The organism is Photobacterium profundum, from assembly GCF_003026285.1.
Taxonomy (GTDB): domain Bacteria; phylum Pseudomonadota; class Gammaproteobacteria; order Enterobacterales; family Vibrionaceae; genus Photobacterium; species Photobacterium profundum.
This window is the reverse complement of record NZ_PYOD01000001.1, coordinates 315,033-335,842: the sequence shown is the minus strand read 5'-3', so window position 1 is coordinate 335,842 and position 20,810 is coordinate 315,033. Positions and strand designations below refer to the sequence as shown.

Genomic DNA, 20,810 nt, shown 5'->3' with positions numbered 1-20,810 from the left:
ATAACAGTGGAGAATGACCGTGAATTACTTGGTCAGTGTATTAGGTATCATTACGCTATTTGCGGTTGCCGTATTATTTTCAGAAAATCGCCGAGCAATTAACTTGCGGACTGTCGGTGGTGCTTTTTCCATCCAGCTTATTTTTGCAGGCTTCATCTTATATGTACCGGTTGGCCGTGAAGTATTAAACAGCGTGTCTGATGCGGTATCGGGTATTATTGGCTACGGTCGAGTGGGTACTGAGTTTCTATTTGGTGAACTAGCACAGTTTAAATTGGGCTTTATCTTCGCTGTTAACGTACTGCCAACTATTGTGTTCTTTTCTGCGCTTATCTCTGTACTTTATTACTTAGGTGTAATGGGATGGGTTATAAGTGGTTTAGGTGGGTTACTTCAGCGTTTCCTTGGCACAAGCCGCACTGAGTCAATGTCTGCTACTGCTAATATTTTTGTAGGTTCTGTTGAAGCCCCTCTTGTTGTTCGTCCTTATTTATTGAAAATGAGCCGCTCTGAATTATTTGCAGTGATGGTAGGTGGTTTAGCCTCTGTTGCAGGTGGCACAATGGTTGGCTACGCTGGCTTAGGTGTTGATATTAGCTATTTGATTGCTGCAAGCTTCATGTCTGCCCCTGCTGGTTTGATGATGGCAAAAATTTTAGTGCCACAAACTGAAGTTGTTACTGAAGAGTCACAAATGGCAGATGAAGAAGATGATGAGCCTGTTAATATCATCGATGCCGCTTCACGTGGTGCCCTGAGTGGTTTGCAAATTGCTGCGGCGGTAGGTGCAAGTTTACTGGCAATTATTAGTTTAATCGCATTAATCAACGGTGGTTTAGGCCACATTGGCAACTGGGTTGGCATTGATAACTTTAGCCTAGAACTTATCTTTGGTTACTTATTCGCCCCTGTTGCTTGGTTGATTGGTGTGCCTTGGTCTGAAGCAATGGTTGCTGCAAGTTTGATTGGTAAGAAAATTGCGGTGAATGAATTTGTTGCCTTTGCAGACTTAATGGAAGTTAAAGATCAGCTAAGTGCTCATTCACAAGCGATTGTTACTTTTGCACTGTGTGGCTTTGCTAATTTAACCTCGATTGCAATGCTAATGGGTGGGCTAGGTGGCGTTGTACCAAGCCGTCGTCCTGATATTGCTCGTTTAGGCATTAAAGCTATTTTTGCTGCTACATTATCAAACTTAATGAGTGCAACCGTTGCGGGTATCTTCTTATCGTTTTAATGCGATGCTTAAGTACGTGTCTAGATAGATATTGCAATAACGATATACGATAGAAAGAACAGAGGGCTTAGGCCCTCTGTTTGTGTATCTGATGAATACAATGGAAGAGGCTGGGGTATTATTCCGGCAATAAGAAAGCCCGCACTGAATGCGGGCTTAATACTTTCTTTGTGCAAGACCTAAGGACAACATAATACTAGTCACAGCGGCTCTTCTCCGTGTCTCAAATATGATAATATAGAGTATACAACATGAACGAATAGTGCTTTGTTGATGCTTTTTCTCATGTTTATGAACAAAGAATATATTTTAAGTTGTTATCATTTAAGCCGATTCATTAAATAGTAGATACGTATTATGAAATCACCTGTTGATAAATTATTAGGTAAGCATCAAGATTTGATTCATACCGATGGAATGAAAGTAACATCTCATACTCATCGAGAAGATAATGAAAATTGGTTTTTACATACGTTGATGATTGAAGGTTGCGATGCGCCGTTCAAATTTAAGCGAAAAAAGAGATACAAAAACCTGAAAGGGAAGCTTGTTAATATGACCTATTACGTTGATTACGATATCGTTGCAGGTTTCGAGATTGAAACTATGCGAGTGGTTAGAATCAAATTGCATTAGGTAAGCACTATACTGCACCAACGTATGTTAATGCAGTACTCTTGTTTTTAATTGGGGGGTTGACTGGATGTTTATTGGGTCTTGGTTGCGTTTTCCCAATCTGTAAGTAGTTTCATTATCTGGCGTGAATCTTTCGGTGTTGCTGCTGGTCGTTGAAGCGATGATTGTTTCTTTTCTAAGGCTGCACGAATCAACCTTACTTGATACAAGAACCCGTTACCTTGTGCGGGTACGGTAATTATTTCACCTTGTTGCTCGTAAGTGGTGATCACCAGTTGATTACCCTCTGCTTCTGGCAACCAAGGGTTAGAGATTAGCTGTAAACTGCCTTTACTGCCCAGTACTGTAAATTCAGCATGTAAGCCATAATCTTCAGCGGTATGAAGCTGACAAAGTGTTCCGTTTGAAAATTGAATAGTTGCCGCCGATTCACAAATGTTCCCATCTTCACCACGTCGCCCTGATGCAGTAACCGTATAGTTATCAAAAATAATATCGCCAAACGCTTGCTGCATGATCAAATGGGCAAGCGATGCAGGGTAGCAACCTAAGTTATACAGTGCACCTTTGCTTTCAGGGTTAACGAACTGGGCGATAGAGGCACAATATTGACCGTTGATTGAGCGAATATCGCCAATGACATCATTATTAATCACGTCACTGATTTTTTTTGCAAGTGGGTGCGTGAGGTACATTAAACCTTCAGCAAAGAAAACATTATTTTTTGCGACTGCTGCTAATGCTTCGTCGGTTTTAGCCATATCAACAGAGAGTGATTTCTCACAAAGGATCGCTTTACCCGCATTGGCCGCTTTAATTATAAAGTCATGATGCAGGTGGTTGGGCAGGGCGATATAAATAATATCAACATTATCATCGTTAATCAGGGCATCGTAATCGTTGTATATATGCGTAATGCCATACTTTTCTGCAAAGGAAGCTAAAGGTGCTTGCGAACGTCCAGCAACAGAGTACAGCGTTGTATTGCCTTCTTCTACAATTGCATCTGCCATTACACCAGAAATAAAGCTGGTGCCTAGAATGCCCCAATTAAGTGTATTTTCCATTATTTTATGTCCGCGGTAAGTAGTTGGGTTTCAAATGCTTGGACGAGATCGGTTAGCCCTGCCTGAATAAAACGTTGGGTGTGCTCTGCATGAAAGTGTGTATCAAAAGCTTCTTGGTTGTCATAGCGCTCCCAAAAGATAAATCGACGGGGGTCTTTCTGATCTTGAAGAGGAATTGCCATTGAGCATCCTTCTTCGCTGTTCATACCGTCACAAAAATCTTGAATAGCCGCGATAGCAACATTGAGGTCGCTCTCGGGTTTAATGCGTAGTTCTGCAGTAATGAACAAGCCTTGCTTAAACATAATGTTTTCCAAATCTATCAAAAGTAGCAATATGAAAAAAGTATCATTGTGAAAAATGTAGCAGTGCGAAAAACACTGCACAAAAAACAGTGATATAAAAAGTAAGAGGGTTAATTTAATTGACTCTCCGTAGTTGATAAACCATCATTTGGTTTGTTATTTATAAACTATAGGTTGTTAATGTGGATCGGTTAAAAAGTATGCAAGCATTTGTTTCTGTTGTTCAACACGGCAGTTTTTCAGGGGCTACTGCTGACTGCTCTGTTACCCCAACCATGATAGGTAAACACATCAAGTTTCTGGAAGTACACCTTGGTACTAAGCTATTAAACCGAACGACGCGCAAGCAATCTTTAACGGAAGCTGGGCAGATTTACTACTTGGAATGTAAGCGAATATTAGATGATATAGCAGAGGCCGAGAACAGTTTACAAACGTTGGAAAACAAGCCAAAAGGCACGGTACGTATTAATTCGCCTGTTACGTTTGGCAATATTGTTTTGGCACCAATCGTTGCTGATTTTTTACAAGACTATCCTGAGATTAATATCGATTTTACATTAGACAATAGTTTGATTGACCCATTACATGATCCTTTTGATCTTGTGATCCGTATTGGTGAACTGGCGAACTCATCATTAATTGCCCGTGAAATAGCACGGTATGAAATGGTATTTTGCGCATCAGCAAACTATCTATCGGAATGTGGAACCCCAACATCACTCGATGAGTTGTTAAGGCACCAGTGTTTAGGATTTAGCTACGGAGACGTTAACGCCAACCTTGCCTTGCGACTAGACACGTTAGCGTTTGATAAGCAGCATACACGGCTTATATCTAACAGCGGGCAAGCATTGAAGGTGGCAGCTTTAAAAGGTGCGGGTATCTTACTTCAACCCCGTTTACTGCTAAATGATGAACTCAGTAGTGGGCAATTAGTTGAAATTCTAAGTAGCGATACACCAAAACCAATGCCTGTACATCTTTTATATAAGCACAAAGCATTGCCGTTAAAAACACGCGCCTTTGTTGATTTTTTATTAGCGGCAATACACCGTACGAAGTAAGACAAGCCGTGGCTATGAAAGAACAGTCCAACTATAAAGGCTATCTGTTTAGCCTTTAAGGTTACACCTGCCGCCTTTAATGTAACGAATATTGCGATATTCAGCTGTGATAGGCACACTGTTCTGATCAAACTCGCCAGCCCATCCCGATATTTCACTGTCTGTTGCCCATATATTCGCCATTATGCGCAGTGGGCTATCTGTACTCTTTGGTATGGGATCTGATGATGTATTTTTAACTTTGAATACAAGTTTTCCATCAATAAACCATTGAATAGCATGTTTAGTCCATTTAATCCCATAACGGTGAAAATCTTCAGAAGCATCAAAATCTAAGAAGATGATTCTTGCATGATCACTGGTGTAATTATCATCGTTTGTCCAATAATTAATTTGTAGCAGGTCGGTATTATTACCTAAAAATTCAATATCGATTTCGTTATGTTTACCATTGCTTGTCTCCGTTCTATCGTACGGCCCTGCAAATAAGAAAAAGGACGTAATCACGCCATCTGCAGCAGCGGGCTTAATTTCTGCTTCAAAGCATCCGTAGCTATAAAAATCATTGCTACGTAATTCCCCTGATTGAAAAGTAAGATTTTGCGGATCTGTTGAATCTGGCGTATTAGAAAGTGTAATTGCCATTCCGTTTGTTGAAAAAGAAATAGCTTCAGATTCCCAGCGATTAATAAAAGGAAAACCATTACTCCAGCCATCAGCTAGCCACCATAACTGATCATTCATATTCGTTAGCGGATCATCAAAGCTAGTTGCTGAAAATGACGGTGTAGCAACTAAAAGAGCTATAAATAAAGGCATTGTGCGAAATGAAGAAGATGAGGTCATAGAGTCATACTTTTTAATGAGTGAAGTACAAAAGTGTAGCAGTGAGATTAAACGATGAAGGTTGAACTGTGTGCCAAACATAAGACAAAAGTGCATTAAATGGTATTTATCTGAGAATGAAGACTAGTTAGTTGTAGTGGGGGTTAAAATAGCCTTATTGCCACGCGATTTGTACCAAAGTGACACTAAAATCAGAGAATTTGTATTGATGTTGTACGATGCATTTGGTGCGTTATTTTTATAAATACCTGTAGGAATAACACGAGAACTTCGACTGTTCTGAATAACAGCTTGTCTTAAAACATCACTAAACGCATCTTCAAAAATAACACTCAGACCAAATGCTATTTTGTTGCTAAATACTTGTGGGTTTTCGATGGGTTTCCCCCCCGGTGAGGTGCTTAACCAGCTTTTGCCGTAGAAATAGATATTGTTATAAGAAAACCATGGGCTTTTACTTATCGCATCTTCAGAGAACATCCATAATTTTTTTGATTGATTATATTGTTGCTTATGTAATTGGTAAATAGGTTCAAGTTGATTCCACCAGGCTGCATTCTCACCGAGTTCAATGGCTTGTAATACATATGGATCAGTGGTGAAAAAAGGGACATTACGAGTATCTATATATAGTGGGATATCATTAATATTTATGATTTTAGTATGATCGCGATTAAAACTGCTGGCCACATCTAATCCTGCTAGTTGATAACCTTGTGCTGCGTATTGTAAATAGCCTAATCGCCCTTCCTGACGGTAAAGCTCATCATTCTTTTGATACCGCGTACCATAAAGCGTTTTTTTGTGCACAGCGCGAGTGAGTAACCAACGTTCGGTTATTATATTTACCTGTTTATGAAAATGTGGTTTTTGTTGAATGGTAATTTCCAGCCAGATAAGTAGCCGACCAATATCAAGTGCAGACCATCCGTTGCCATTTCTATTATTATTTTTACCCGATGGAAGTCCCGTTTCGGTGCTGTATTCACGGTTCGGTAATTGATCATTATAAAGCGGTATTGTTGATAAGGTGGTTAAAATACGGTTCAGTTTAGCATCTGCTTGCACAGTGGTGATCAATTCGAGTGCTTCTAGTGCAAGGGTTGCACCGATGTCGCTGGCGATATCCCACATCGTCGTATGGTGGTAGCCTTGGACAGAATCAGTTAACCCTGTTTTTTTGTTTTCATTTCGTTCGAAATAGTAACTTGCTTTTTTAGCAAGTAGCCATTCTTGCCTCGATATATTGTCGAGAGACAATACTATTTTAGTCTTTACTGTTGACGCGTTTACTTTATCTTGAAGAAGATTACTGCGAATATTTAATTGAGTGTTGTCATCGATAGGGATAGCAGGAGCAATAGCACGCCTTTGGAATGTGATTTTTTCTGGTAGTTGTTGGTTACTTTGTTGAGATACACTTCGCCCACCATAGAAGCTGGGTTGTTCTGGTTCTTTGCTCTCCTCATTGCTATAGGCGAAAAAACTCATAACAAACAATAAGCTTGTAACATAAATTCGGCATATTGTTAGTTGTGTTTTATGGCTTAGCATAATGAAGTCTCAATCCTTTGATATAATTAATATATGGTAAATATCTGATTATTCAAGATTAATGTCGTGATGTTAGTAAGGTTATGAGTAAATATGTGAATTTATGCTCTTCGTACATTTCTTATCATGAGAATAGTGTTTCGTAATTGAGACTGCATAAAGAAAGTGTTGGAATGTTGTCTTTGGGATTGTTTGAACTGAGTGTGATTCGTTATTATTAAATTAATATAAAAATAAGTGTCCATTTATTGTGCTAGGGATGGTTCGATTAACTATTGAGAATGAGTGAGATTTGTTGAAAGTGACCAGACCCAATAAGATTGTTTTTACTCAATCACATCCCTTAAAGCTGCAGATAGGTGCTGATTCGTTACATTTCAAGCGTGCTGATTTACCATTGTCAAATCAAGTGTTTACTTCTCGCTCCTATTTACTGCCTCGCTCATCGGCATTACGACTAAAAGCATATCTAGATGAAACTAAGCTATTTCTAAAGCCCTTCGGAATGTTGGATGAAGCGGATGTAGTGCTTGCATTTTCGTTTGGTGACGCACCAACGGTAAATCAACATCTACAACAAATCGCATTAAGTTGTCGAAAGGATAAGCCGTTATTACCCTTGTTATTACAACAAGAAATCGCTGACGGTATGGTATTAAATAACCGTGATATATACCACATCAAGGCTACGGAATATCAGACAACCACAGATGTTGCAGTAGCAGCTTTATCCCTTACACCAAAACGAAAAGTGATGATAGTTGCACAGGCGTGGCATGCTCAGCGCTGTATCGATACGTGTAAATCGTTAGGTTGGGACGTTATAGGCTTACGATGCTCTAATTTATTTCCCAAAGATGACCCTCAACCATGGGTACGTCACCCTCTAAATTGGGTGATAAAAGAGAGCCACAGAGAACAAGCGGCTGGCCATGAAATTAGTGAGCAATTTCAACTGATTTAGTTTACTTTATTGTCTCAAATTTCGGCATTTGTGCCTATACTTCATACTACACTGATGGAATATGGAGCAAGGGATTTTGCTAATAGATCAATTGAAGCTGGCTTTTACAGCGAGTAAGAAAGATATGGCTTTTGTTGGGCTATTTAGCCTAGCCATTAACTTCCTTGTTTTAACGCTGCCGCTGTACAGCTTGCAACTATTTGATCGCGTATTGAGCAGTTCAAGTTTAGATACACTGTTTGCTTTACTGACCATCGCTGTCGTATTGCTAACAGCACAAGCTATTATTGAACATCTTCGTACGCAGCTGCTTCAAAAATCGGGTTTAAAACTTGATGTATCACTGAGCCCCTCTTTATTAGCAGACAGTATTCGTCAATCGTCTAAGCAGAATCGTGTGAGCAAGCAAGGCTTGCAAGATCTTGCTGAATTACGTAATTTTTTAGTATCACCTTCTACCTCCGCTATTTTTGATATCCCTTGGATCCCCATTTTTTTAATCATCTTATTTATGCTTCATCCCTATATTGGCGCAATAGCATTAGTTGGCAGTATTATTTTTTCTATTCTGGCTATCTTAATGATGTATGCGGCAAGAAAGCCGAGTGAGCATTCTAAAAGCTTAGGTATGAAAACCAGTATGGAGTTGAACGATTACCTACGAAATGCCCCAACATTAAGAGCAATGGGTATGGCGGATAGTATTGGTTTAATTTGGAATCAGCGTAATAGAGAGCTGTTAAAACTGCAGTGGTTAGTCAATTCAAGAACAGGGCAATTACTCGCCATTAGTCGTTATTTTAGAACGCTATTACAAGTGGTTATTTTAACGGTTGGTGTAATGTTAGCGTTAGAACAGCAGCTTGGTACGGGGGCTATCATTGCTAGTTCCATTATTATGGCAAGAGTATTATCACCTTTTGAGCAAGCTGTTGCGGGTTGGAAATCATGGTATAGCGCGTATTTAGCTTATAAACGCTTAAGTCATTATGAAGGCGAAGTGTCGAGTGAAATGAAAACAGCACTACCAGAGCCAAAAGGTGAGCTACTGCTAAAGAATGTTGGTCTGCGGTTTGATAGTCAAAAAGAACCCGTATTACAGAATATTAGCTTTAAATTGGGGGCGGGTAATGCGTTGGCTATTATGGGCAATAGTGGTTCAGGTAAATCAACATTAGCATCAATGATTATGGGGATTCATCGACCGTCGATGGGGTCAATCAAGATCGATGGCGCTGCAATTGAGCTATGGCCTGAAGAGCAATTTGGTCGCCATATCGGTTTTTTACCTCAAGAGGTGGGGTTACTAACGGGTACGGTAGCTGAGAATATTTGTCGATTTAGTCAGGCTCCAGCAGAGAAAATTATTCACGCTGCACGCCTAGCTTGTATCCATGAATTGATCATTTCTTTACCGAACGGGTATGACACTTACCTAGGAGAAGGGGGGCTGCAGCTATCGGGTGGTCAGAAGCAACGTATCGGTTTGGCGCGTGCTATTTTCTCAAATCCAAGCTTACTTATTTTAGATGAGCCGAATTCAAATTTAGATCCTGAAGGGGAGGTCGCATTAGCGATTGTCCTTCAATACTGCAAAGAAAATGCAATTACAGTGGTGATGATTAGCCATCGCCCTGGTTTTTTACGTCAAATGGATTGGGTTATTGTATTAAAAGACGGCAAGATTGAAAAAGCGGGCACATGCGATAAGTTCTTAGGCGCAATGTCTGAAGTAGAAAAAGAGCCGTTACAAACCGCCGCTAATAATAATCCTAAAACGACTAATTCAAATCAATCTACTCCTCGAATATTAAGCTCTGATCAATCATCATTAAAAAAGACAGTAGCAAAACAAGCAGAAGTAATGGGAGATAACCGTGGATAAATCAGAATTTGATACGAATCGATTAATCTGGGTTGGATGTATTTTCATTATTCTCGCTGTAGGTGGCTTTATTTTATGGGCAACAACCGCAAAGCTTAGTTCTGCATCGGTTGCTTCTGGTACGTTAGTTGTAGAGTCACAGCGTAAGAAGGTGCAGCACCTTGAGGGTGGTTGGGTAAAAGCAATATATGTGTCGGAAGGTCAAAAAGTGAAAGTGGGTGACGTATTGGTTGAGCTTGCAAACAGTCGAGCTGAATCTGATTTTCGTCGCTTAATATTACGCGCTGTTTCTCTGCAAGCACAGCACGATCGTTTATCGACTGAATTGAGTAACCGAAAAGATCTTGTATGGAGCAATCTTTTTTTTGATGAAGTGGAAGAAGGGCAGTTGGCCAATATTATTAATAGCCAACAGCTGCAATATCAACAATCGGTGCTTCATGAAGAGCTTCGAGAAGGTCAATACCAACAACGAAAAGTGTTATTACAAGAACAAATCAGAGGTACAGGTTTTCAGCTTAGTGCGATTCAACGTCAGTTAGATTTGGCTAACGAAGAAATACAGATGACGATGAGTTTACTTAAAAAAGGCTTTGTTTCAAAAACACGCGTACTTGAAATTAAGCGTTATCATGCGGGTATTGACGCTCAAAAAGCAGAACTAGAAGGCGAAAGTGAAGTATTAACACAACAGTTATTGTCTTTAAAACAAGGCCATAAATCTGAAATTATTGAATTTAAGCAGGGGCTTACAGCTCAACTTGAGCAATCAGAAAAAGAACTGCGTGATGTTAAGCAAGCGCTTAAGTCAGCAAGAGATGTACGTGAAAGAGTCAAAATTCGTAGTGAACACACAGGTACTGTGGTTGGACTAAACGTGCACAGTGTAGGTGGTGTGGTTAATGCGGGTGATGTCATTATGGAAATAGTGCCAGATAGTGATGCGTTGATTGTTGAAGCTGTAGTTAAACCGGAAGACATTGATGTGGTCCGTCAAGGCTTGACAGCAAAAGTGCGATTGAGTGCTTACAATATTCGTCGTACGCCACCTGTTCAAGGGGAGGTCATTTATGTTGCAGCAGACAGGCTTCAACCTCGAACGGACAATAGCCCTACAGGTTATGTTGTCAAAGTGAAGCTAGACTCAGATGAAATTAAGATATTAGGTAATATTGAACTGTACCCGGGTATGCCTACTGAAGTCTTTATACTATTGGAAGATAAAACATTATGGGACTATTTAACGGCACCGTTATTTAGCTCTTATTATCGAGCATTTAGAGAGTCATGATTTAAGGGAATTGATATTAGCTTAAGTCATGCCTTTTTATAGAGGCTCACTATTGGCTATTACAAGTGGTTATTTAGTTTGGGTAATATAGGTTAGCTCATAAAGGGATAGGAGAGTTTCTCATGGTTTTTTGGTTAAGCTTTTATGTGTTCTTTTTTGTTGTATCTGTGTGTATTGGATATCGCAAAGGTAATCTAATCGCGGGTGTGTTATTAGGTTATGTTCTTGGTCCTATTGGGGCTATATTGATGTATTTAAGTAAAGATCGTAAGCATATTGAATGTCCTTCGTGTCATGCGAATATCCATAAGAGCTCTTATTTTTGTCCCGAGTGTCGAAATAAAGTGATGAATGCTACGGTTTAAAAACTCACTTTAACGAGCATTTTGAGAAAACAAAAAGCCACTCGAAGATGAAGTGGCTTTTGTGTATAAGAGACTAATGAGTTAGCTTATTTCCGAGCCATTAAAGTTAATCTTGTCGGCGTCGCTATCACTCCAGATCGTAACCTCATTACCGTCACCATTACTGAACGTGTAGCCAAACAATCCATCTGCATCAATATTGCTGGCTTCGTAGGCCTCGCGCAGCTCACTGGATAAGTCAGCGTTGTTATCTGATAGCTCCCAACCAAATCCTTCTAGTTGCAGTGAATCTGCTCCTGAGCATACGAATTGTCCGTTGGTTGCACTGTCGGTTTCGTTTAACAGTACTTTATCTAAAGTAACTTTCAGTTGAGCATCATTTGCATTGACGACAACCCCTTCAATTTGTTGAAGTGCAGGTTGTGTCATGTCAATAACCTGCCCGTTGTTGTCGCTACCAACCGATAATAGGTCGAACCCATCGCCACCATTAATGTTGGTGTCGTTCTTATCGAAGATTAATGTATCGTTACCGCTACCCGCAAATAATTGGTCAATACCAGCACCACCATCTAGTACATCATCGCCACTTTGGCCAAAGAGTAAGTCATTACCTGAATCACCATAAAGAGTATCGTTACCGATGCCTCCATCAAGATTATCGTCGTTATCACCGCCAGCTAATGTGTCGTTATCATCCCCACCAGATAATGTATCTGCGCCACTACCACCGGTTAATGTGTCACTCCCAGAACCGCCGTATAAGGTATCTGCTCCAGTATCTCCAGATAGAGAGTCGTTCCCTGTTTCACCATAAAGAACATCATCACCTGAACCACCTTTTAAGGTGTCATTTCCTTCGCCTGCCCACAATGTGTCAGTACCTGAATCACCTTTAAGCGTATCGTTACCAATATCACCTTTTAAGGTATCGTTTCCTGAGCCACCAGAGAGGATATCATTACCACTCCCACCATCTAGCTGATCGTCGTTATTTTGCCCATAAAGCTTGTCATCACCGTCGTCGCCAGTGAGCACATCGTTACCACTGCCGCCGTATAACTTGTCGTTGTCAGCGCCACCTGAAAGTGTATCATTACCGGAACCCGCACTCAGTGTATCTGCACCTTGACCACCAGATAGTAAGTCTGAACCGGAACCCGATGTGAGTTTATCGTTACCTTCGCCACCGTCTAACGTGTTGTCGCCAGAACTGGCACTAAGCGTATCGTTACCTAACCCACCACTTAGGCTGTCGTTTCCAGCGCCTGTTGTTAAGGTATCATTACCAGCGTCGCCATCTAATATATTGTTACCAGAATCGGCACTGAGTATATCGTCACCCTCACCACCACTTAAGGTGTCATTTCCAGAACCAGCGGTTAGGGTATCATCGCCATCACCACCTTCGAGGGTGTCATTACCGTCAAAGCCTTCTAAACGGTCATCGCCTGCATCGCCCCGCAAAATGTCATCGCCAGCAGCGCCGTAAAGCGTGTCATCGTCGTCACCACCTTCAAGAGTATTATTGCCGCTATTTGCATGTAGCTCATCGTTTCCGGTACCGCCAAAAAGTTGATCGTCCCCGTCCCCGGCAAAGAGTTTGTCTTCGCCATCGCCACCCAGTAAAACGTCGTTGCCATCACCACCAAGTAGAATATCGTCGCCTAGTCCACCAGAAAGAGTGTCACTGCCAGCTCCTCCTTCAATAGTATCTATGCCTGCTCCGCCTGAAAGATTATCATTGCCTTCGGCACCGCTCAGATGGTCAGCTCCTGAACCAGCAATAGCCGTGTCATTACCGCTACCGCCATAGAGGATATTGTCACCTTCACCAAGGTCGATGGTGTTATTACCGGCTTCGCCATAAACCGTATCGTTACCGTCACCAGCGGTAATTGTATCGTTACCTTCACCCGCATAGAGGGAATCATCACCCGCGCCACCTTGAATCGTATCTTGGTCTGCACCGCCGTATAACGTATCGTTTTGGTCGCTACCGATCAATGTATCATCACCCGTACCGCCAAATATCTGATGACTACCTGTTGCTGCTGCGGTTAGCGTATCATCCCCCCCTTCACCAAGAACCGTATCTTGACCATCATCTGTAATCGTATCGTTACCATCACCACCTGCGAGGAAGTCATACCCATCACCACCGATTAATGTATCTGCACCGGCACCACCAAATAATGCATCGTCACCGTCACCACCTTTAAGTAAATCGTCACCTGAGCCAGCATCAATGTGATCATCGCCAAGCCCTGCGTTAATGGTGTCATCACCATCACCGGCAAAGATTTGGTCGTTGCCGTCGCCTGCATCAATGGTATCGCTGTTAATACCACCATAAATGTTATCAGCACCTGATCCTGCTGTGATTTGATTGCTACCCGCTTCGCCATAAATCGTATCGTCGCCATCACCCGCATTGATGATGTCATCACCGCTACCGGCATAAATGGTGTCATTACCTGCGTTCGACGTAATCGTATCGTTGCCTGAACCGCCGCCAAGAATGTCGCTTTCGTCGGCACTCACAAGGGTATCGTTACCGGCATCGCCATAAAGCTGGCTTACACCTAAACCGCCGTCAAGGCTGTCATTACCGTCGCCTCCGGCTAAAAGGTCATTACCTTCTCCACCGAGCAAGGTATCGTTACCTACACCTCCGACTAAGATATCATTACCATCACCGCCGTCTAAACTATCGTTACCAGAGCCGCCAAGTAAGGTATCTTCCCCTTCAGCGCCTTGCAGGTTGTCATCACCGCTATTACCTTCGAGTAAGTCATCACCTTGTCCTGCAAATAGGGTATCGTTATCGCTGCCACCATAAAGGGCATCGCTTTCAATAGAACCCGTTAGTGTATCGTCGCCTTGTCCACCAAAGAGTGAGCTGCTGTTAGTACCAGCGGTAATGGTATCGTCACCATCTTCGCCATAAAGTGCGTTATTTCCTTGCTCTCCATAAAGAGTATCGTCACCCGCGCCAGCATAAACAGTATCGGCCCCTTCACCTGCATAGATTGTATCTGTACCTGCTCCGGCGAATACTTCATCGTTACCTGTACCAGAGTGAATGGAATCATTTCCACTACCGGTGAATACCTCATCATCACCCAGGCCTGATGTGATTGTATTATTTCCGTCACCTGCATAAACAACATCATCACCGTCACCAGCATCAATGGTGTCATTACCTTCGGCACTGTAAATTGTGTCGTTATCAATACCTGTATTAATGATGTTATCGCCAGCACCAGCAAAAATGGTATCGTGTCCTGAGCCCGTATTGATAGTATCGTTGCCTGTGTCGGTATAAACCGTATCGTCGCCATCACCTGCGGTTACAGTATTATTGCCAGTTTCACCATAAATGGTATCGTTACCTGTACCGCCATCAATGATGTCATCACCTGTACCTGCGTAGATGAAATCATCACCTGCACCTGCGTTAATGATGTCGTGCCCTTCGTTAGCGTGAAGTATATCGGAGCCTTCTCCGCCATCTAATACGTCATTACCTTCACCACCGAATAGTTGATCATTATCAGCGCCACCGACTAGTTGGTCGTTGCCGAGTCCACCGTAGACCATGTCGTCGCCAGCACCACCCGTAATGATATCGTCGCCAACTTCCCCGAATAATTGATCATTCCCTTCATCACCCGACAGGTTATCGCTACCATCTCCGCCGAGTAGCAAGTCATTACCTGCTCCACCTTCAATAACATCAGCGCCATCGCCGCCTAAAACAAAGTCATCGCCAGCACCACCCGTAATGATATCGTCACCAGTATCACCGTGAATTTCATCATTTCCTTCGCCGCCAGATAGGGTGTCAGTGCCTAAGCCTCCGAATAAACTGTCGTTACCTGTGCCCCCGATTAGCGTGTCATTACCATCATCACCCAGTAAGATATCGTTACCAGCGCCACCGTCGATAATATCGTCACCCAATTCACCTAAAAGTGTGTCATCCCCATCTTCGCCGAATAATGTATCGTTACCATCACTGCCTAAAAGTGTATCGTTGTCTGAACCGCCATAAAGTGTGTCGTCGCCATTACCACCCACGAGCACATCATCGCCTTCATCTCCATAAAGGGTATCGTCGTTGATATCGCCGTCGATGAAGTCATTGCCTGTACCACCGTAAATCGTATCTGAACCTTGTTGCCCAAATAGACTATCGTTACCCGAACCACCAGAAATGGTGTCGTCGTATATATTGTTAGCGATGAATTCTACTGATTCAATATCAGTAATTGCATTGCCGTCGGGATCAACCAGCGTGAATGCAATTAGTTGTTCAGTACCAACTTCGGTAGCAGTGAAAGTTATATCAACAATAACATCACCATTTTCATCAACCGTTGCAGGTACTGTTTTTATAACATTACCGTCTTGATCTGTTAACTCGACGATGATTGTCGTGAATGCAGTATTAACGGAAAATTTGGTTGTTATTGAACCAGATTGATCAACGACATAATTACCTAGGCGAACACTATGAGAAACTTGTTCTTCATCAGGGGAAGCTGTGTATTCATATACGGTTTGTGCATTCCCCCAATTGTCATTCGTAGCTGGTTCTGCGGGGGGCTCAGTGCCATATTCGACATCGCCAAAAATGGTATCAGCACCATCACCTCCAGATAAAAGGTCACTACCTTCACCACCTGCAACAAAATCATCGCCTGCTTTTGCATCTACTTCATCACTACCAGAACGTACGTTGATGTTATCGTCTTGAGCTGTCCCTTCGACTTTATCGTTGAACTTTGTTCCTTCCATTTGAACCTCTCGATATTGGTTAATACGCCGTCTATGTGATGGCAGTCGATATGTGATAATCATGTGTGTAAATTTAGGCATTAATAATGCCAAAAATTAACGTTTTTTTTAAAACCAAATAATCATCAAATTAAACATCACTAAAACAAAGTACTTAGTGATTAAGTTTTTGTTTATTAATGTTTTTTGTTTGCGCTATTGTATGTGCTGCATATTAAAGGCACTCAATGAAGGGTAGTGTTTTTTCTGGGTATTGCCACTGAGTGTGTATGCAATTCTATGCTTACTTTCATTTTGAGAGGATAAATTGAAAAAAGAAGACTGTAGGGTATTTTTAAAATGCGAAATCAGAAGGTAAAAGAGTAGGCTATGGTAAAAGCACCATCTATAAATCGCCCTGTATCTTTTCCTCGGTCTGATGGATGCCAGCGGTTACCTGAGTAGTTGTTATATTGAATGGTAATTGTTCCGGGGTGCCAATCGAAATACCCAAATCCATAGGTAAAATCAGGATTCCAAGGCTGCTTTTGGCTGCTATCAAAATAATAAAATGCAGTCGCATTTACATACCAATTTCCAAATATTGCATATTTACACCCTAAGCTCAGCGTCTTATGACCTTTTTTGTAGGTTGTTGATGCAAGATCGAAGTATTCAGGCGTGAAGTTAAAATCTGTTTGACAGCCTATCGCCCCTTCATCTGTAAAAGACAGCCAATCGATAAAGGGTTTAGTGATAGGGAACTTCCAACCCAAAGACCATGTTCCTTGATCAAAGTGCGTGACGGGTTGCTCTTCTGTTGCTTTAAAGCGATTACCACCGTAGTTGGCGTACATCAAACTGAAGGTATAAGGACGCCAATCACTGTAGCCAAAAACATACGTAAAATCAGGGTTCCATGCTTGTTGTTGATCACCGTCTATATAGTAATACAGTGTGCTAGAGATAAACCAGTTACCTAGAATTGTGTATTTTAGCGATAACGTTGCGGTTGCGTTATTGTTAGTTGGCCCAGTCGTGGCATTGGCGGGTAGGTTAGCTGCGGATGTTTGAAGCATAGGATAACCAAGCGCAATGTTACCGCTTAAACCGTGTAACCATGAACGATCTTCACCATCGGTATCCCATTCCTCAAACGGTAAATCAAAAGAACTGGATACACCTTTCCAAATTAAGTCAGATTCAGCGGGCTCAGGCTCTTCATCTAAGCTAATGGCTTTTGTGAGGTTGGGTGATATCGGTTTGGGGGCTTGTTTAGCCGTTTCAGCCATATATTCACTCGACATCACATCAGATGAGCATAGTAAACAAAATAAATAGAGATATAATCCTTTGTGCATAAGCTTGCTTATAGTGGCTAAATTTACAGACAATAGAGTGATATGAACTTACAAGTAATTAATAAGTTACACCTAACTTAATCATCAAGTGATTTTTTTGTCTAATTTTTTGGCTAACGTCATAAAGATTACTAGACTCTGTTATATATGCCATATGTTTCTGATAAGTTGAATTTAATCTTAGCTAATGCAGTCGTTTTTCATGCAGAGTAAGAATGAAAAGAAGGTACGACATTTATGAGAGACATTTTATTGGTTGATGACAATCGAACAATGCTTATGTTTATGGAAAAAATGCTGACAAAGCGTGGTTTCAATGTCATTACAGCAAGTGATGGTTTGCAAGCTTTGGAAGTGTTGAAAGTCAATGCTCATATACAGTTTGTACTCAGTGATTGGATGATGCCTGAGATGGACGGCATAGAATTGTGCGCACGTTTAAAATCAGGTGATTACTCGAGATATATATTCTTCGTTTTGCTATCAGGAAAAGATGATCAAGCTTCGATAATCAATGGTATTAATGCAGGGGCTGATGATTTTGTTGTAAAAGATACCCATGTCGATGAACTTGATGCACGTATTCGAGCAGGGTTTAGAACATTAGCGCTACACAATCAAATCACAGAAAAAAATAGTGAGCTTGATGGAGCTTATGCGACCATTAAGAAAGATCTAGAGTCTGCCGGTGAGCTTGTTCGTCGTTTGTTACCATCCCAAAAGAAGCTGACAGGTGTCGAGCTCAGTTATGTATCTATACCCAGTGCTCAGATTGGTGGTGATATGTTGGGCTATATGCAGCTTGATGAAGAACATGTGGCGTTTTATTTGCTTGATGTTGCAGGGCATGGTGTGTCGTCTGCCTTGATGTCATTTTCTGTTCAACAAAGTATTTCAACAAATTCGGATAAAGGCTCAATCGTAAAAACGCAGATCTCAGAGCCACCGTATTATGCAATCACTTCACCAAAAGATGTACTTAAGCAACTCAATGATGTTTATTTAAGCGATGATGAAAATCTATTGTATTTCACCATGGTTTATTCTGTCCTAAATGTGAAAACGGGAATTTTATCGTTTTCGAGTGCAGGGCACCCACCTTTGGTTTGGCTACATGCCGTAACGAATGATGCTGAATTTATTGGTCAAGAAAGTTTTGTTGTCGGCGCATTTGATTTTGTTGAATACCAGACAGCACAAATTCAATTAGAACCGGGTGATAAAGTTTGGATATATTCAGATGGGCTTACAGAAGCAGAGAATGGAAAGAGACAATTTTCAGAAGAAGGGTTGAGACAGGCTGTTATCGATTTAAATCATCACTCCACTGCCGTTCAAACAGATTTATTGGTTAATCGAGTCAGAGATTGGCAAAAGTCAGAGCAATTTGATGATGATGTCAGCGTACTGGTAATAGAGTGGACAGGTTATTCAGAAGGGGATCAAACATGCAATACGAAGTTATCAACAAGGGTCAATGCACAGTTCTTCAAATAAATGAAGATAGATTTGATGCTAAATTGGCACCGAGTTTTCGTCAAGAAATCGAATCTTTAGCAGGCTGCATTGATTCACATCTTGTGCTGGACTTGACGAATGTTCGTTTTATGGATAGCAGCGGTCTTGGTGCTGTTATGGGCGTATATAAAAGGTTAAAGGGCAAAAAAATTAGTGTTGTTAATCCGCAGCGAGCAGTAAAAGAGCTCTTGAAGTTGACTCGAATGGACAAATTGATTTCGAGTTATGAAACCGTTGAAGACGCTGTTGAGACTACTGTATAAGGAATAGCTTTATGAAAGGGATGATTCTGGCTGCGGGCAAAGGAACGCGAGTAAAGCCAATAACACACACGATACCTAAACCAATGATTCCAATCCTTGGAAAGCCTGTGATGGAATCTATGATCCAACTCTTTGCCTCGCATGGGATTGATAAGATCGTTGTAAATACCAGCCATCTGGCTGAAGTGATAGAAAATTACTTTAGTGATGGGCACCATTTTAATGTTCAGCTTTCCTATTCTTACGAAGGGGAAATGAAAGACGGAAAATTTATCAGTAAAGCGTTAGGTTCTGCTGGTGGTATGAGAAAAATTCAAGACTTTTCCGGTTTTTTTGATGAAACATTTGTTGTTGTATGTGGTGATGCTTGGATAGATCTGGATTTAACGGAAGCAATCAGACGCCATAAAGAGTTAGGTGGTATTGCGACGATTATTTCAAAAGAGGTCGAATTAAGCGAGGTCAGCAAATATGGCGTAGTTGTTACTGATGATTATGGTCGAATCACTTCTTTTCAAGAAAAGCCAAGTGCGGAAGAAGCGTTGTCGACGCAGATTAACAGTGGTATTTATATTTTTGAGCCCGCGATCTTTGATTTTATTCCAAAGGAAGAAGAGTTCGATATTGGTAGCCAATTATTCCCCTTATTGGTTGAGAAAAATATCAGTTTCTATGCGACTAAAATGACGTTTCAGTGGTTAGATGTCGGCAATATTAGTGATATTTGGGGTGTTACCAGCGAAATATTGCACGGTAAAGTACCTGGTTATCCTATTCCTGGCACCCAAATTAAACCTGGAGTGTGGGTAGGCATAAATACGGTATTTGATTTCGATAAATGCAACATTACCCCTCCTGTCATTATTAGTAGTGGCTGTGAAATTCAAAATGGTGCGACCATTGTCGGTCCAGCCTTAATCGGTTCAAACTGCAAGATTGAATCTGAAGCGGTGATCAGTCAGAGCTTAGTGTGCGACTATATTCATATATCTGGCTCTGCATATATTGATAATAAAACTGTTTTTGGCGATTACTTTATTAGTCATGATGGTTTTACTCAATCTTTAATGGAAATGGATGCAATTCATATACTTAAAGATAGGCGCGTAACGCAATCTGTTGTTGTGAACAGAACAAATATTCCTGCTTTGACACCATAAAACTAGAATTTATATTCATTTATTTGTAAGGAACTGCCTGATGAAAACGGTTAAAAACGAATTCAAGCAGCAATATAAGAGTTCCCTTGAAGTATCTAGAAATATTGCAAATGATGTTAAGGCGTATTGGGCTGGTATTGGTTTAGGCCCTGATGTTATAGACCAAATCGAATTATGCTTAGTAGAAATGGTCAATAATGCGTACGAGCACGCTTATCATTCTGAAGATGGTTGTCCTATAGAGCTTACTTCTTATCTTAATGACAAGAATGAGTTAGTGACGGAGATATCTGATTATGGGCAATCAATGTCTAAGGATGAGTTTACAAAAGCAATTAATAATGAATTTATAGAGCCTGATCCTGATGACCCTGAAACATGGGCAACATCAGGACGTGGTTTTATTATTGTCGTGCAGTTAACTGATAGCCTTGAGTATATAAATTTAGGTGATAAGAATACATTCAAGTTATATAAAAATACGAATAGATAATATTTTAAAGGGGAAG

17 protein-coding genes are annotated in these 20,810 nt (G+C 41.1%); 11 read left to right on the top strand and 6 right to left on the bottom strand.

Annotation, left to right across the window (positions count from 1 at the left end):
* Positions 1 to 19 precede the first annotated feature (19 nt).
* Positions 20 to 1,237: a NupC/NupG family nucleoside CNT transporter gene (locus C9J48_RS01360; protein ID WP_036803348.1), complete on the top strand. Its 1,218-nt coding sequence runs from the start codon at positions 20 to 22 to the stop codon at positions 1,235 to 1,237.
* A gap of 357 nt (positions 1,238 to 1,594) precedes the next feature.
* A complete protein-coding gene (locus C9J48_RS01355; RefSeq protein WP_006231492.1) occupies positions 1,595 to 1,873 on the top strand; it encodes a hypothetical protein in 279 nt (92 codons plus the stop codon).
* 71 nt (positions 1,874 to 1,944) lie between these two features.
* Here C9J48_RS01355 and C9J48_RS01350 read toward each other — a convergent pair whose 3' ends face one another.
* A complete protein-coding gene (locus C9J48_RS01350) occupies positions 1,945 to 2,940 on the bottom strand; it encodes a Gfo/Idh/MocA family protein (RefSeq protein WP_006231493.1) in 996 nt (331 codons plus the stop codon).
* A complete protein-coding gene (locus C9J48_RS01345; RefSeq protein ID WP_006231494.1) occupies positions 2,940 to 3,245 on the bottom strand; it encodes a putative quinol monooxygenase in 306 nt (101 codons plus the stop codon). The genes C9J48_RS01350 and C9J48_RS01345 overlap by 1 nt, the downstream gene beginning before the upstream one ends.
* A 182-nt stretch (positions 3,246 to 3,427) precedes the next feature.
* Between C9J48_RS01345 and C9J48_RS01340 the strand changes: the two genes are divergently transcribed.
* Positions 3,428 to 4,312: a LysR substrate-binding domain-containing protein gene (locus C9J48_RS01340; RefSeq protein ID WP_107281023.1), complete on the top strand. Its 885-nt coding sequence runs from the start codon at positions 3,428 to 3,430 to the stop codon at positions 4,310 to 4,312.
* Between the two features lie 48 nt (positions 4,313 to 4,360).
* Here the strand turns inward: C9J48_RS01340 and C9J48_RS01335 are convergent, their stop codons facing one another.
* Positions 4,361 to 5,158 (bottom strand): glycoside hydrolase family 16 protein, encoded by a 798-nt coding sequence (locus tag C9J48_RS01335; RefSeq protein WP_006231496.1) that lies wholly within the window; start codon positions 5,156 to 5,158, stop codon positions 4,361 to 4,363.
* A 123-nt stretch (positions 5,159 to 5,281) separates the two neighbouring features.
* The gene (locus C9J48_RS01330; RefSeq protein ID WP_165481776.1) at positions 5,282 to 6,649 is read right to left on the bottom strand and encodes a DUF3131 domain-containing protein; all 1,368 of its coding nucleotides are present in this window, start codon (positions 6,647 to 6,649) and stop codon (positions 5,282 to 5,284) included.
* A 358-nt stretch (positions 6,650 to 7,007) separates the two neighbouring features.
* Here C9J48_RS01330 and C9J48_RS01325 point away from each other — a divergent pair, with 358 nt between their 5' ends.
* The 4 genes from C9J48_RS01325 (at position 7,008) to C9J48_RS01310 (ending at position 11,217) form a co-directional block, all read left to right on the top strand.
* On the top strand, positions 7,008 to 7,676 hold the full coding sequence (locus C9J48_RS01325) for a hypothetical protein (RefSeq protein WP_131541644.1): 669 nt from the start codon (positions 7,008 to 7,010) through the stop codon (positions 7,674 to 7,676).
* A gap of 61 nt (positions 7,677 to 7,737) precedes the next feature.
* Entirely contained in the window at positions 7,738 to 9,561 is a 1,824-nt protein-coding gene (locus tag C9J48_RS01320; protein WP_006231499.1) for a type I secretion system permease/ATPase, read from the top strand.
* The gene (locus tag C9J48_RS01315) at positions 9,554 to 10,852 is read left to right on the top strand and encodes an HlyD family type I secretion periplasmic adaptor subunit (protein ID WP_006231500.1); all 1,299 of its coding nucleotides are present in this window, start codon (positions 9,554 to 9,556) and stop codon (positions 10,850 to 10,852) included. The genes C9J48_RS01320 and C9J48_RS01315 overlap by 8 nt, the downstream gene beginning before the upstream one ends.
* 122 nt (positions 10,853 to 10,974) lie before the next feature.
* Positions 10,975 to 11,217: a hypothetical protein gene (locus tag C9J48_RS01310; protein WP_006231501.1), complete on the top strand. Its 243-nt coding sequence runs from the start codon at positions 10,975 to 10,977 to the stop codon at positions 11,215 to 11,217.
* A gap of 81 nt (positions 11,218 to 11,298) precedes the next feature.
* Here the strand turns inward: C9J48_RS01310 and C9J48_RS01305 are convergent, their stop codons facing one another.
* A complete protein-coding gene (locus C9J48_RS01305; RefSeq protein ID WP_006231502.1) occupies positions 11,299 to 16,020 on the bottom strand; it encodes a beta strand repeat-containing protein in 4,722 nt (1,573 codons plus the stop codon).
* Between the two features lie 347 nt (positions 16,021 to 16,367).
* On the bottom strand, positions 16,368 to 17,360 hold the full coding sequence (locus C9J48_RS01300) for a hypothetical protein (protein WP_036803349.1): 993 nt from the start codon (positions 17,358 to 17,360) through the stop codon (positions 16,368 to 16,370).
* A gap of 237 nt (positions 17,361 to 17,597) precedes the next feature.
* Here C9J48_RS01300 and C9J48_RS01295 point away from each other — a divergent pair, with 237 nt between their 5' ends.
* The 4 genes from C9J48_RS01295 to C9J48_RS01280 are packed head-to-tail and all read left to right on the top strand — an operon-like array spanning position 17,598 to position 20,794.
* Positions 17,598 to 18,857: a PP2C family protein-serine/threonine phosphatase gene (locus C9J48_RS01295; protein WP_006231504.1), complete on the top strand. Its 1,260-nt coding sequence runs from the start codon at positions 17,598 to 17,600 to the stop codon at positions 18,855 to 18,857.
* Positions 18,809 to 19,141: an STAS domain-containing protein gene (locus C9J48_RS01290; protein WP_006231505.1), complete on the top strand. Its 333-nt coding sequence runs from the start codon at positions 18,809 to 18,811 to the stop codon at positions 19,139 to 19,141. Before C9J48_RS01295 ends, C9J48_RS01290 begins: the two co-directional genes overlap by 49 nt.
* 11 nt (positions 19,142 to 19,152) lie before the next feature.
* Entirely contained in the window at positions 19,153 to 20,301 is a 1,149-nt protein-coding gene (locus C9J48_RS01285; RefSeq protein WP_006231506.1) for a nucleotidyltransferase family protein, read from the top strand.
* A gap of 40 nt (positions 20,302 to 20,341) precedes the next feature.
* The gene (locus C9J48_RS01280; protein WP_006231507.1) at positions 20,342 to 20,794 is read left to right on the top strand and encodes an ATP-binding protein; all 453 of its coding nucleotides are present in this window, start codon (positions 20,342 to 20,344) and stop codon (positions 20,792 to 20,794) included.
* Positions 20,795 to 20,810: the final 16 nt, after the last annotated feature.

Excerpts from the sequence above, each read along its gene's own strand:
- C9J48_RS01355 (WP_006231492.1), top strand. The coding sequence starts at position 1,595 with ATGAAATCACCTGTTGATAAATTATTAGGTAAGCATCAAGATTTGATT.
- C9J48_RS01350 (WP_006231493.1), bottom strand. The coding sequence starts at position 2,940 with ATGGAAAATACACTTAATTGGGGCATTCTAGGCACCAGCTTTATTTCT.
- C9J48_RS01345 (WP_006231494.1), bottom strand. The coding sequence starts at position 3,245 with ATGTTTAAGCAAGGCTTGTTCATTACTGCAGAACTACGCATTAAACCC.
- C9J48_RS01335 (WP_006231496.1), bottom strand. The coding sequence starts at position 5,158 with ATGACCTCATCTTCTTCATTTCGCACAATGCCTTTATTTATAGCTCTT.
- C9J48_RS01330 (WP_165481776.1), bottom strand. The coding sequence starts at position 6,649 with ATGAGTTTTTTCGCCTATAGCAATGAGGAGAGCAAAGAACCAGAACAA.
- C9J48_RS01320 (WP_006231499.1), top strand. The coding sequence starts at position 7,738 with ATGGAGCAAGGGATTTTGCTAATAGATCAATTGAAGCTGGCTTTTACA.
- C9J48_RS01310 (WP_006231501.1), top strand. The coding sequence starts at position 10,975 with ATGGTTTTTTGGTTAAGCTTTTATGTGTTCTTTTTTGTTGTATCTGTG.
- C9J48_RS01305 (WP_006231502.1), bottom strand. The coding sequence starts at position 16,020 with ATGGAAGGAACAAAGTTCAACGATAAAGTCGAAGGGACAGCTCAAGAC.
- C9J48_RS01300 (WP_036803349.1), bottom strand. The coding sequence starts at position 17,360 with ATGCACAAAGGATTATATCTCTATTTATTTTGTTTACTATGCTCATCT.
- C9J48_RS01295 (WP_006231504.1), top strand. The coding sequence starts at position 17,598 with ATGAGAGACATTTTATTGGTTGATGACAATCGAACAATGCTTATGTTT.
- C9J48_RS01290 (WP_006231505.1), top strand. The coding sequence starts at position 18,809 with ATGCAATACGAAGTTATCAACAAGGGTCAATGCACAGTTCTTCAAATA.
- C9J48_RS01285 (WP_006231506.1), top strand. The coding sequence starts at position 19,153 with ATGAAAGGGATGATTCTGGCTGCGGGCAAAGGAACGCGAGTAAAGCCA.
- C9J48_RS01280 (WP_006231507.1), top strand. The coding sequence starts at position 20,342 with ATGAAAACGGTTAAAAACGAATTCAAGCAGCAATATAAGAGTTCCCTT.